Origin of the sequence: Persicimonas caeni (assembly GCF_006517175.1) — a bacterium.
Lineage (GTDB): Bacteria > Myxococcota_A > Bradymonadia > Bradymonadales > Bradymonadaceae > Persicimonas > Persicimonas caeni.
On record NZ_CP041186.1, the window covers coordinates 5,988,708 to 6,001,335 of the forward strand.

8 protein-coding genes are annotated in these 12,628 nt (G+C 64.6%); 6 read left to right on the forward strand and 2 right to left on the reverse strand.

Features of this window, described 5'->3' with window-relative positions; genetic code table 11:
- Positions 1–19: 19 nt before the first annotated feature.
- Positions 20–2,236: a protein kinase domain-containing protein gene (locus tag FIV42_RS22145; RefSeq protein WP_141199809.1), complete on the reverse strand. Its 2,217-nt coding sequence runs from the start codon at positions 2,234–2,236 to the stop codon at positions 20–22.
- 218 nt (positions 2,237–2,454) lie between these two features.
- Between FIV42_RS22145 and FIV42_RS22150 the strand changes: the two genes are divergently transcribed.
- The 6 genes from FIV42_RS22150 to FIV42_RS22175 all read left to right on the forward strand — a co-directional run bounded on the left by FIV42_RS22150 (position 2,455) and on the right by FIV42_RS22175 (position 10,995).
- On the forward strand, positions 2,455–3,129 hold the full coding sequence (locus FIV42_RS22150) for a Crp/Fnr family transcriptional regulator (RefSeq protein WP_141199810.1): 675 nt from the start codon (positions 2,455–2,457) through the stop codon (positions 3,127–3,129).
- A gap of 181 nt (positions 3,130–3,310) precedes the next feature.
- On the forward strand, positions 3,311–3,961 hold the full coding sequence (locus FIV42_RS22155; RefSeq protein ID WP_141199811.1) for a hypothetical protein: 651 nt from the start codon (positions 3,311–3,313) through the stop codon (positions 3,959–3,961).
- Positions 3,962–4,108: 147 nt separating this feature from the next.
- A complete protein-coding gene (gene hflK / locus FIV42_RS22160; RefSeq protein ID WP_141199812.1) occupies positions 4,109–5,137 on the forward strand; it encodes an FtsH protease activity modulator HflK in 1,029 nt (342 codons plus the stop codon).
- On the forward strand, positions 5,134–6,084 hold the full coding sequence (gene hflC, locus FIV42_RS22165) for a protease modulator HflC (RefSeq protein ID WP_141199813.1): 951 nt from the start codon (positions 5,134–5,136) through the stop codon (positions 6,082–6,084). The genes hflK and hflC overlap by 4 nt, the downstream gene beginning before the upstream one ends.
- 11 nt (positions 6,085–6,095) lie before the next feature.
- Complete coding sequence (gene hrpB / locus FIV42_RS22170; RefSeq protein WP_141199814.1) at positions 6,096–8,699, forward strand: ATP-dependent helicase HrpB; 2,604 nt, start codon at positions 6,096–6,098, stop codon at positions 8,697–8,699.
- Between the two features lie 142 nt (positions 8,700–8,841).
- Positions 8,842–10,995, forward strand: a complete 2,154-nt coding sequence (locus FIV42_RS22175) for an ATP-binding response regulator (protein WP_168210857.1) — start codon at positions 8,842–8,844, stop codon at positions 10,993–10,995.
- 87 nt (positions 10,996–11,082) lie between these two features.
- Here the strand turns inward: FIV42_RS22175 and FIV42_RS22180 are convergent, their stop codons facing one another.
- The gene (locus FIV42_RS22180; protein WP_141199816.1) at positions 11,083–12,486 is read right to left on the reverse strand and encodes a DUF7151 family protein; all 1,404 of its coding nucleotides are present in this window, start codon (positions 12,484–12,486) and stop codon (positions 11,083–11,085) included.
- Between the last annotated feature and the right edge of the window lie 142 nt (positions 12,487–12,628).

The following is a 12,628-nucleotide window of genomic DNA, read 5'->3' on the forward strand; positions in this document are numbered from 1 at the left end:
ATTTATTTTCATGCAGGCCTTAGGGATAGAACCGATACGTCGCCCGCACCGAGCAGCGACCGCCAATCGGCGGGTCGAAGCGCAGGCGTTTGACCTTGCCGAGCAGGCACGACTTGGCGCCGATTTCAGAGAGTGCCACTCGTGGGCCGTAGACGGCGCCGTCGGTCGAGATCGTCCAGTCCATGACCACTTTACCCGACAGTCCGGGGTCGCCTCCGAGTTCTTTGTTGTAACAACTCACAAAGGCGCGTTCGGCGCTGCGAACCACGCTGTCGACGTTGGGGCCGATGCAGGCACTGCCGGTCTTCGAAATTTTGACCTCACGAATATTGCCCTGAGGCCCGGCCGGCTTCTTCTCTTCTTCGGGCTTGTCTTCGGTCTTGGCGACCGTGGTCGAGCCCTTGTCCTTGTCCTTGTCGTTGTCTTTGGCGCTGCCGGACGACGAGCCACCGTCGTCTTTCTTATCGTCCTGCTTTTCGCTGACGGCGATTTCGGCCTTGTCGGCGTTGATCTCGATTTTGGTCGTCCCGCCCGACTTGGTCGTGTTGTCCTCGTCGTCCGAATCATCTTTCGAGGCGGTCGCCGTCTCGTCGTCGCTCTCGTCGCCGGACTTGGCGCCATCGTCGGCCTGCTTGGCGCCCTGGTTCTCGTCGTCACCGGCTTTGGCACCGTTGTCGCCCTCGGAATCCTCCTCCTGGGCGACCGCGGCAGATGCGTCGTCGTCGGTGCCGGCGCTCGCCGTCTCTTGCTGATTCGCCTCGTCGGAATCGCTTTCGTCGGCCTTTGGCTCGTCGGTGTTCGCCTGCTCGTTGTCGTCTGCGCTCGCCTCTTCTCCCGACTCGTCAGCAGACTCCTCGTCTCCACCTGCCTCATCATCACCAAGAAGCCCGGCGACGCTCGTCGACTCGCCGTCTTCGGCGATCCACGTTTTGTAGCCGTACCACAGGCCGCCGACGGTGCAGCCGGCGGCGATCACGAGCGCAAACCCAATGCCCGCGATAAGCGGCAATTTGCTCTTTCGCTGTTGGCTCTGAATGGGCGCAGCGGCCGGCTCGGGGCCGGTCTGACCCGACGGCGCCTCGGCGCGCTGCTGGTCCTGCTGGCCGCTGGGTTGTTGGGGCGCCGACTGCGGCTGCGGGGTCGGTTGCGCTTGCGGCTGCTGGGCGGAAATCGGCGCCTGCTGGCCGCCGTCTTTGACGAGCTCGGCCGAGTCGGTAGCCAGCGTCGGTCCGCTGACATGCTCGTCGCTCTCGGCCGGCGAGTTGATGACCGGGATGCCGCCCGTCGTCGTATTGTCGAGGATGCGCTCGAGGTGGTTTCGCACCGCCTGGGCATCGGGCGGACGGTTGTCCGGATCCTTTTCCAGAAGGCGCATGCACAGGTCGATGAGCGCTTCGGGCACGTCGGCGCGGTCGATGAGTTCGCGCACGTGGCGCGGCTGCTCGCTGACATGCGAGACGAGCACGGCCATGGGCGTGTCCGACTCGAAGGGCGGGTGGCCGCCGAGCATGCGATATAGGATGCAGCCAAGGCTGTAGAGGTCCGAGCGGCCGTCGATCTTGTTGCCGCGGCACTGCTCCGGGCTCATGTACTCGGGGGTGCCGAAGACCTGGCCGGTCTTGGTCATCTGGTCGTCGGAGCTGGTGTCCTTGGCGATGCCGAAGTCGAGCACCTTGATGAAGGTCGAGCCGTCCGAGATCGACAACAGGAAGACGTTGTCGGGCTTGAGGTCACGGTGGATGATGTTGCCGTCGTGGGCGGCGGCCAGCGCGGACGCGATTTGCATGCAGATCTGGACGATCTCGCGCACGGTCATGTCGGGGTGGCGCAGCCGATGGGTCAGCGGCATGCCCTCCAGGTACTCCATGGCCAGATACAAGATGCCGTCGTCGGTCTGGCCAAAGTCGAGGATCGTGACGCAGTGCGGGTGAGCGATGGTGCTGGCGACGCGCGCTTCGCGAAAGAATCGGTCGACGAATTCGCGGCTGTTGCACAACTCGGGGCGCAGGGTCTTGATGGCGACCTTGCGGTCGACGCTTCGCTGGCTTGCCAGGTAGACGGCGCCCATGCCGCCTTCGCCGATCTGCTCCTCGATGACCCAACGCGAGTCGAGGACGCGGCCGATGAGGGCGTCGCCGCCTTCATCTTGCATCTCCTCGAGACGAGTGCCGTCCTGAGCACAAAACTCGGTGTCCTCGGGGTACTTCTGTTGGCATGTTGGACAGACTTTGATCATCGCTCGGTCCCGTTCATTTCAATGCGCGTTTGAGAGTTTACGTTATTTGCGCGCAAACGCCAGTGCTGTTTGAGGCCCGCGGACGCCGAAGTGACGCACTAAAAACGCCTCCCGTAGGAAGACTCTCGCACATTCGGCGGTTGCTCTTTTGGACGCGCGCTAGCTATAGAGTATTCGAATCTGCCAACCACTCGACGCATCGGTCTAGGGACGAGCCCATGCACCTTCCGAAGTTCTGGTACCTGCGGGATCTGCGCATCGACGAGCGCCTCCCCTCCGACGTTCTCGACACTCTACGACAGCGCGCGCGCCTGGAGCGCTGGGGCCACCGCGCCGACATCTTTCGCTCGCCCGACGACGCCGACGTGTCGGTGGTGCTCGAGGGCAATGTGTGGCTGCAGGATCGAAGCCGCGCCGACGAGGTCGGCCTCGGTCGCGGCGATATCTTCGGTAAAGCAAACGGTGAGCTCGACCACAAAGATCTAATTTTGCGCGCCCACGACGACACGCTTCTGGCGGTCGTCTCCCCCGAGGAGTTTCGCCAGATGGTCACGCCCCACCTGGGGCGGTTGCAGACCAAGGTCGGCATGTTCCACAAGCGCCGGGACCTGTGGGTGCCGGTTCAGCCGTTGCTCTTCACCACCCCCAAATGCCGCTTAGCCAAGGTCTTGTTGCATCTGGTCGAGACCGAAGGATCGGTCGACGACGACGGCCGCGGCCTGCTGGGCATGAGGTTGCAACCACGAAAGCTCGCCGACCTGACCGGCGTCAATCCTCAGCGCGTCAAGCGCATCCTCGCCTCGCTCGAGACCGACAAGATCCTCGAGCTCGGCCGCAGCGGGACACGCGTGTGGGACCTCGACGAACTCCGACGCATCGCCCAGAGCGGATAACGCTGCAGACAGGCATCAAATCTGGCTCAAAAGATGGTTTCGACAGGCAGCGTATTCCGGTGTATACTCCTTGTATACGGTCTTCCGTGACACCGAAACGATACCACCGCGACCAATGATACCACCGCGCCGCTGGTGGGGTATGAGCTAGTGCTGTAATTGATGGCTGTATGGGAGCGATATGATTCCCGAGGGCACGTACCTGAGTATCAATACCAGCCTGGTGCTGGGGATTCAGTTCGACGAGGTCGACTACCGTCGCTTTCTGCGTGACTACCACGCGGATTTGCGCAAACGGTTCTCCTCGCAGAGTGTGCCGGCGTACGCGCCGCACGTGGTACTCGACAGTCTGATGCTTCGCCTCGAGCCCGACTGCTCGATGCGGGCGGCCGGCAGCCGTTGGCGCGCGCTGCAGGCCTTCGCCGACAAGGCGCATCGGCTCGACTTGTGCCTGACCGGCTCCGACTTCGGTGACTTCGAGAAGCGCCGCTCACCGTATCACTTCGACCGCAGCGTCTATCACCTCGGCCGCTGCCTCGTCTCCGCGCAGCTCACCATGGAGTTTCCGGGCTACAACCCGTATCGGTCGACACGAAAGCTCGATATCCCCTTCATGCGCGAGAACCTCGACGGCATGCTCGACTACCTGCCCGATTATCTGTGGTGGGAGTTACACGACCAGAAGGACATGGTGCGCAATATCTTGGCGCCCGAGCAGCTCTTCGAGGTGCGTCGACGGTTGGAGCGCGCCGGATACAAGCTCGACCAATTCGGGCTCTATCTGACCAATATGGAGACGCTGCGCGTGCCGCTCGAGAAGGCCGCCGAGTAGCTGGCGCGCGGAATTCCCCCACTATCCCCGCACGTTGTTTTCGTGACGCGAGTCTGTATAGTGGCCCGCAGTCTACCTGTTTCAGACGCGCTGGTATGATGCGTCGTCGTACACTCGTACACGACCCCGCGGCGCGCGGAGAGGGATATGGATTTCGAAGAAAGAGTAATCGATTTAAAGAATAAGAAGCCCGAGTTCGAGTTGCGCCCCAAGCTCGTCGCCGGCATCGGCGTCTTCTTGGTGGCGGCCATCGGTATCTGGGGCTCGTGGTTCCAGGTGGAGGCGGACAGCGTCGGCATGGTGATGCGTCTGGGCGAGTATGTGCGCCAGACCGGCCCGGGCCTGCACTTCAAGCTTCCGTACGGCATCGAGACGGTCGAGAAGGTGCCCACCGAGAAGCAACTCAAAGAGGAGTTCGGCTTCCGCACCGCCGAAGCCGGCGTCGACACGCGCTACTCGTCGAAGGATTACCCCGACGAGTCGCTCATGCTCACCGGCGACCTCAACGTGGTCGACCTCGAGTGGACCGTGCAGTACCGCATCGTCGACCCGGAGAAGTTTTTGTTCGAGGTGCGGCACGTGCGCGACACCTTCCGCCACATGAACGAGGCGGTCATGCGTGAGGTGGTCGGCGACCGCACCGTCAACGAGGTGTTGACCGTCGGTCGTACCGAGATCGGCGACGCCGTCCAGCAAAAGCTGCAGAAGCTCGCCGACCAATACGAGACCGGCATTCGCGTCGATCAGGTGATCTTGCAGGACATCACGCCGCCGGATCCGGTCAAGCCGTCGTTCAACGAGGTCAACCAGGCCCAGCAGCAAAGAGAGCAGCTCATCAACGAGGCCAAGGCCGACTACAACAAGGCCGTGCCCAGCGCCCGCGGTGAGGCTCAGCGCACCATCCAGAAGGCCGAGGGTTACGCGGTCAACCGCGTCAACCGCGCCAAGGGTGAGGCGGCGCGCTTCAACAGCCTGCTCGAAGAGTACAAGAAGGCTCCCGAGGTCACCCGCCGACGCATCTACATCGAGACGCTCGGCGAAGTGCTCCCCAAAGCCAAGCGCAAGGTGATCATCGACGGCGACACCTCGAACGTCGTGCCGCTGCTTCCCATGGGAAATGGGGCGATGGGTGAAGGCGGCGTCAATCTTCCCGGACAGGGAGGGGCGAAGAAATGAAGAAGTTTTTGACGATTCTGGCAATTTTCGGCGTGATTCTGGGCCTGTGGCTCGCCTCGTCGGCCGCGTTCGTGGTCAACGAGACCCAGCAGGCGATCGTCACGCAGTTCGGCCGACCGGTCGGCAAGACGATCACCGAGCCGGGCTTGTACTTCAAAAAGCCCTTCGTGCAGACGGTCCACTACTTCGACAAGCGCTTCTTGGAGTGGAACGGCTACAAAAACCAAGTGCCCACCAAGGACAAGCGCTTTGTGTGGGTCGACACCTATGCGCGTTGGCGCATCACCGACCCGCTGAAGTTCTACCAGCGTGTCCGTAACGAGAAGGGCGCGCACTCGCGCCTCGACGATATCATCGACGGTGAGACGCGCGACGCGGTGGCCAACCACAACCTGCTCGAGATCGTGCGCACCTCGACCGAAGAGCGCGAGCCGCTGGTCGACGCCGAGCTCGCCAAAGAGGAGCAGACCGGTCTCGATAAGGTCAACGTGGCGCGCACCGAGATCATGACCGAGATCTTGGAGTCCGCCTCCAAGCGCACCCAGGACTTGGGCATCGAGATCATGGACGTGCGTTTTCGACGGATCAATTACAACGAGGACGTGCGAAATAGCGTCTACCAGCGCATGATCGCCGAGCGAAAGCGCATCGCCGAACGGTATCGCTCCGAGGGGCGCGGCGAGGCGGCCAATATTCGCGGACGCAAAGAGCGCGAGCTGCAGCAGATCGAGTCGGGCGCCTTCCGAAAGGCCGAGGAGATCCGCGGTAAATCCGACGCCGAGGCCACGCGCATCTATGCCGAGGCCTACCAGCAAGACCCCGAGTTCTATCAGTTTTTGCGCAGCATGGAGACCTATCCGAGCGTGATCGACGAAGACTCGACGATGCTGCTGTCGACGGATAACGAGTTCTTGAAGTTCATGACGGATTCGGAAGGGAAGAAGTAGAAGAGTAAGCCATGCAGGCGCCACGCCCCTGCATGGCCACCGCCCCCGAACAACCTCCCAAGATGCCCAATTTAACCCACCTGCCTATCGACGATGTCATCCCCGACATCGTCGATTCGTTGAACACCAACAACAGCCTCGTTCTGCAGGCGCCCGCCGGCGCCGGTAAGACGACCCGCGTGCCGCCGGCGGTGCTCGACGCCGGCCTGGCCGGCGACGGGCGCATCCTCGTGCTCGAGCCGCGGCGTGTGGCCGCGCGGGCGACGGCCAAGCGCATCGCCTACGAGCGCGGAGTGAGCTTGGGCGGCGAGGTCGGCTATCAGGTGCGCTTCGACCGGCGCATGACCGACGAGACCAAGCTCGCCATCATCACCGAGGGGATTTTGACCCGTCGGCTGCAGTCCGATCCGTTTTTGGAGGGCGTCGGCGCGGTCATCCTCGACGAATTCCACGAGCGCAGCATCCACACCGACCTGGCGGTCGCATTTTTGCGCGAGCTCCAGCAGGTGCGCGACGACCTCAAGGTCATCGTGATGTCGGCGACGATCACGACCGGCCCCATCGCCGACTACCTCGACTGCCCGATCATCGAGTCAGAGGGGCGAACCTATCCGGTCGACATCGAGTACCTCGACAAGCCATCCGACGATCCTATCGAGACGCAGGCCGCCCGCGCGGTCAGTCAGATCTTGGGCGACGAGGACGACGGCGATATCCTCGTGTTCATGCCTGGCGCGGGCTCCATCCACCGCACGATCGACGCGGTCGAGCCTTCCGCCAAGAGCCACGGCGTCGAGGTCTTGCCGCTGTACGGGGCGCTGCCGCCGCAGAAACAAGACCGGGCCATCGAGTCGAGCGGGGGGCGAAAGGTCATCGTGTCGACCAATATCGCCGAGACCTCGCTCACCATCGAAGGCGTGACCGCGGTGGTCGACTCGGGGCTGGTCAAGCAGCTTCGCATGGCGCCGCAGTCGGGCCTCGACAAGCTCGAGAAGACGCACGTGAGCCTGGCCTCAGCCGACCAACGCGCCGGTCGCGCCGGTCGCGTGCGGCCGGGCCGGGCGCTTCGGCTGTGGACCCACGCCTTCGAGTTTCGCATGCCCGAGGAGGACACCCCCGAGATCCAGCGCGTCGACATCACCGCGCCGATCTTGGAGGTCATCGCCTGGAGCAGCGCCGATCCCAAGGAGTTCGGCTGGTTCGAGGCGCCGCCCGACCACGCCATCGACCGCGCGGTCGACCTGTTGCGCGACCTGGGCGCCGTAGAGCGCGACGGGTTTCGGCTGACCGACATGGGCCAGAAGATGCTCGACTTGCCCGCCCACCCTCGCCTGGGACGCATGCTCATCGAAGGGGCCCGGCGAGGCTGCCTGCGCACCGTAGCGGGGATGGCGGCGGTGCTGAGCGAGCGTGATTTCGTCAACCACGTCGACGACGGTGCGCCCACCGGCGAGTCGGACTTGCTGAGGCGCGTCGAGGTGCTCGACGAGGCGGCTCACGGGCGCACGCACTCGGCCAGAAGCCTCGGCATGAGCGTGCACACCGGCGGCGCCCGCAGGGTCAAGCAGGTGCGCGACCAGTTGCATCGCCTGCTCGTCGACGAAGAGACCGGCCGAGGCGGCGGCGTCGACGCCCAGAAAGCCCTCGCCGTGGGCTACCCAGACCGCGTGTGCATCAGTCGTGGCGGCGAGCGCAAATACGTGATGGTCGGCGGCGAGCCGTTGGCCCTGGCCTGGGAGTCGGTGGTGCGCGACGCGGAGTTTCTGGTCGCGGCGAGCATCGGCGGCCAGATTCGCGGGCGCGGGACCGGTGCGGTGTCGAGCCGCGGGCTCATTCGCCTGGCCAACGCGATGAAGCGCGAATGGCTCGAGGAACTCTTCCCCGAGCATTTCACCACGCGCGTCGAGGTTGACTTCGACGACGAGCGCAAGCGCGTGATGGCCGTCGAGCGCGAGCTCTTCCACGGGCTTCGTCTCTCCGAAGCAGTTGTCTCGGTCGACGAGCACGCCGACCCTGCTGACGTCGCCGACATGCTCGCCGAAGCGGCCTCGAAGAACCTGAGCGAGGCGTTCTCGCTCTCCAAAGAGTCCGAGCAATTCCTCGACCGGCTTCGCTGCCTGCGCGAGTGGATGCCCGAGCTCGAATTTCCCGACCTCGACGCCGACGGCGAAGAGGGCCGGTTTCGCGAGATTTTGCGCCAGATCTGCTGGGGCAAGCGGAGCTTCGACGACCTCAAGCGCGTCGGGCTGGAGGGCGCGCTCAAAGGGTATCTGAACCACGAGCAGATCTCGGCGCTCGACGAATACGCCCCCGCCTCGCTGACGGTGCCGTCGGGCAAGACGCGCCACCTCAAGTACGAGCCGGGCAAACCGCCGGTCTTGGAGGTGCGCATCCAGGAGATGTTCGGCACCGCGCGCACCCCGACGGTCGCCCGCGGCAAGATTCCGGTTCTCCTGCACCTGCTCGCTCCCAATTTCCGGCCCCAGCAGGTCACCGACGACCTGGCCGGGTTCTGGGAGAACACCTACCCGGAGGTGCGAAAGGAGCTTCGCGCCCGCTATTCGAAGCATCCGTGGCCCGAAGATCCGCTGTCGGCGAAGCCGATCGCAAAGTAGGCAGGTGCCTGCGCTACTCACCGAAAGAAGTTTATTCGCCGAGCCGCCCTAGATAGGTATACTGTCCGCAGATTTTCAACATCTGTAGAGCCCTATCATGTTTGCCGCGCCGTCTGGGACGTGCGCGGTCGAGGGAGGCGCTTTGGCGAAATCTGTCGACTACTTTATCCCGCCGCATCTCGACGGCTTCGAGCGCCGTCGAGCCAGCCTGGCCGTCAAGACGGTGTTCGTGCTCGCCATGTGGGGGCCGATCGTCGGGCTGCTCTCTTGGATCTTCGTCGGGGACGCCGCGCGCGCGCTGATGATCTTGGGCGCGGCGCTGCTCTTGTTGGTCTCGCCGATGTTGTTGCGATGGACCGGAAAGCCGGCCGTGGCCGGCAACTATCTGGTGGGCACGCTCTTCGGCGTGGTCGTCTGGCTGACGTGGGTCAACGGCGGCATCGTCGCCCCGTCGTTTAGCTGGATCTCGCTGCTTCCCATCTTCGCCTTGCTCTTCGCCGGCAAGCGCTCGGCGCTCTTTTGGATGGGCGCGGCGTTGTGCGCGCTGGGCGCCTTCTTCGGATTGCACGCCACCGGATTCGAGTTCGTCCAGCAGTTGAGTCCCTGGCAGCAGATCGTGATGCGCTTCGCCGAAGTCTGCGGGCTGACGATCGTCATCTTCGGCGTGGTCTACCTCAAAGACGGCCTGCAGCAGTGGTTGGTCGACGTCGCCCAGCGCAACCAGCAAGAGACGCGCGCCATCATCGAGACGGTGCCCGACGGGCTGGTCACCGTCGACGGCAGTGGGCGGGTCGTGCAGGTCAACGAGGCCGCCACCGACATCTTCGCGTTGGACCGCGAGGCGTTCACCGGCCGGGCGATGGCCGACCTGATGCCCACCTACGACCGCTTGCAGGAAACCGCGCAGGGCCCGGCGATCGCCGCCGACGAGCATGTCGGCGAGCTCGACTGTGGGCGACAATTTCCCATGGAGGTGGCCGCCGGGGAGTTGGAGAGCAACTCGCACGCCGAGCTCGTCTTGATCCTGCGCGATATCTCCCGGCGCAAGGCCGCCGAGGAGAAGGTGCGTCAGGCGCGCGACGAGGCCCTGGAGGCGAGCCGCGCGAAGAGCGCCTTTCTGGCCAATATGAGCCACGAGCTTCGCACTCCGCTCAACGCCGTCATCGGCTACTCGGAGATGATCGCTGAGGAGATCGAGTTTGCCCGCCAAGAGGACGCGCCGGGGAGCGGGTTCGGTTCGCTCTTTTTGCCCGATGTCCAGCGCATCCGCACCGCCGGCAAGCATCTGCTCGCGCTGGTCAACGATATCCTCGACCTCTCCAAGATCGAGGCGGGCAAAATGCAGCGTCATGTCGAGCGTATCGACGTCGCCGAGCTCGTCGACGACGTCGTCTCGACCGTGCAGCCCCTGGCCGACAAGAACGACAATACGCTGCAGGTCGGCGTGGGCGAGTCGGTCGACCACGTCCACTCGGATCTGACCAAGGTGCGCCAGATCTTGTTCAACCTGTTGAGCAATGCCTGCAAGTTCACCTCGAACGGCCAAGTGCGACTCGACGTGCGCACGACCTCCGACGGGGAGCGCATCGTCTTTCGCGTCGAGGACACCGGCATCGGCATGACCCCGGAGCAGCTCGACGAGGTCTTCGAGGCGTTCAGCCAGGCCGACAGCTCGACCACGCGCCAATTCGGCGGCACCGGCTTGGGCCTGACGATCACCAGTCATTTCTGCGCGTTGCTCGGCGGCACGATTTCGGTGGAGTCGACCGAGGGCGAGGGCAGTGTGTTCACCGTCGAGTTGAGCGCGGACTTGCGCGACGAGGCGCGCTCCGAGACGTCGCCGCTGGATACGCAGGACATGGTGGGCGCGCAGGAGATGGTGGGCATCGTGGGGGCGACCGGCGAGCTCCCCTATCTGAACGCGCAGACCGACGCCGACACGATTCTGGTCATCGACGACGACCGGGCGATGCGAAATCTGTTGAGCCGCATGCTCTCGAAGGAGGGCTACAACGTAGCGCTGGCCGCCAGCGGCGCCGAGGGGTTGTTGCTGGCCGAGCAATTGCAGCCGGCGGCGATCACGCTCGACGTGATGATGCCGTCGATGGACGGCTGGGAGTTGCTCGCGAGGCTCAAAGAGGAGCCGTCGCTGGCCGACATTCCGGTGATCGTGATCACGATGCTTTCGGAGCGCTCGCGCGGGTTTGCGCTGGGGGCGGATCACTATCTGGTGAAGCCGGTCGACCGAGCGGAGTTGTTGGGTGTGCTTGGGAAGGTGGATGGGGTTGGGGTTTGAGGGGGAGGAAGGGTGAGGAGGGGGAAGAAAGGAAGAAGGCGGCCCGCGGTGGTGGGGCCGCCTTTTTCGATCTGGGCATCCGAGGGGTTATTGGATGCTTACGGGCGCTTGAATGGCGGCCGGGTCGAGGCCGACAGTGGCCGTCGAGACCGCGGTGGCGGTCCATTGGTAACCCGAGAACGAGGCGTTCGTGCAGGTGCTCGAGCCCGGATCGTAGTACGAGGCGTACGGTCCGCTGGCGCTGATCACCGAGCCGGAGCCTGTCGGCGAGACGTACGAGCCTTTGGCCGGCACGTAGACGGCAGTGTCGGCGAGCAGTTGCTCGGGGGTGCCGTCGTAGGGCAGCGAGAAGATGTAGGGCGTGCCGGTGCAGCTGCTGCCGCTGTAGGTTACCGATAGTTGCTCGTTAGTGGGCACGCCGTTCCAGTCGAGGCTGACCAGGTAGCCGCCGGAGGTGCGGATATTGATGCCCCAGGGGCCGACGCTGAGCACGTCGCCGAGCGTGGTGCCGTTGGCGTCGACCAGCGTCGAGCTGGAGCCACTGGCGCCGTTGCACACGTACTCGGTGTGGCTGACCTCGCCTGTGTCGAGCACGCCGTCTCCGTCGGCGTCGGTGCCGCTCTCGATCTTGACGCCGCCGTCGGGGCAGGTCGCGCCGGCTGCGCTCTGCTGGACCAGCGCGTCAGCGCCGTCTTGGCCGTTGGTGCCGTCCGCACCGTCTTGGCCGTTGGTGCCGTCCTGGCCGTCTTGACCGTCGACGCCGTTGCAGACGTACTCGGTCTGGTCGATCTCGTCGGCCTGCAGCACGCCGTCGCGCGCGGTGCCGCCGCCGTCGCCGTTGTCGAGGCCGCTGTCGACCTTGGTGCCGCCGTTCGCGCAGTTGGCTCCGGCTGCCTCGACCGAGGTCGACACGAGAGCGTCGAAGCCGTCGGCGCCGTTCGCGCCGTCCTGGCCGGCCTGCCCGTCGGCGCCGTCAGCACCGTCAGCACCGTCCGCGCCGTTGCACACGTAGGTGGTCGAGTCGACCTCGCCTGCGCCGAGCACGCCGTCGTCGGCGGTCTCGTCGCCGTCGCCGTTGTCCAGGCCGGTCTCGACCTTGTAGCCGCCGGCGATGCACTCGTCGCCTGCGGCCTCTTCGGTCACGTTGACCAGCGAGTTGGAGCCGTCGGCACCGTCTTGGCCGTCTGCGCCGTCTTGGCCGTCGGCACCCGCAGCGCCGTCTTCGCCATCTTCGCCGTCTGTGCCGTGGCACACGGTGGTGGTGTCGGTGACTTCGTCGTCGCCGATGGCGCCGTCGCCGTCGGTGTCCACACCCATCTCGATGAGGATGCCGCCGGCGGCGCATTCGTCGCCGGGCTCGACGGTCGATGTGCGCGAGGTGAGGGGAAGTCCGGCTTCGCCCTGGTCGCCGTCAGCCCCGCTACAGGCGGTGGCCGACAGGGCGCAGGAGACGACAAGAACGGCGATCGAGCTTAGCTTGAGATACTTCATTGATGCCTCGTGGTACGAACGTCGGGGCTCGGCGTCTCCGGCGATACAATTCGCCTCAGCATGTGTCGCATGTGGACACATCCTCGGTGTGGACCCCCAAGAGCCCGCTGTAGAGCGGACGTATTTATTGTTGGAACAGAAC

Coding starts and splice junctions, on each gene's coding strand:
- FIV42_RS22145 (WP_141199809.1), bottom strand. CDS start 2,236: ATGATCAAAGTCTGTCCAACATGCCAACAGAAGTACCCCGAGGACACC.
- FIV42_RS22150 (WP_141199810.1), top strand. CDS start 2,455: ATGCACCTTCCGAAGTTCTGGTACCTGCGGGATCTGCGCATCGACGAG.
- FIV42_RS22155 (WP_141199811.1), top strand. CDS start 3,311: ATGATTCCCGAGGGCACGTACCTGAGTATCAATACCAGCCTGGTGCTG.
- hflK (WP_141199812.1), top strand. CDS start 4,109: ATGGATTTCGAAGAAAGAGTAATCGATTTAAAGAATAAGAAGCCCGAG.
- hflC (WP_141199813.1), top strand. CDS start 5,134: ATGAAGAAGTTTTTGACGATTCTGGCAATTTTCGGCGTGATTCTGGGC.
- hrpB (WP_141199814.1), top strand. CDS start 6,096: ATGCAGGCGCCACGCCCCTGCATGGCCACCGCCCCCGAACAACCTCCC.
- FIV42_RS22180 (WP_141199816.1), bottom strand. CDS start 12,486: ATGAAGTATCTCAAGCTAAGCTCGATCGCCGTTCTTGTCGTCTCCTGC.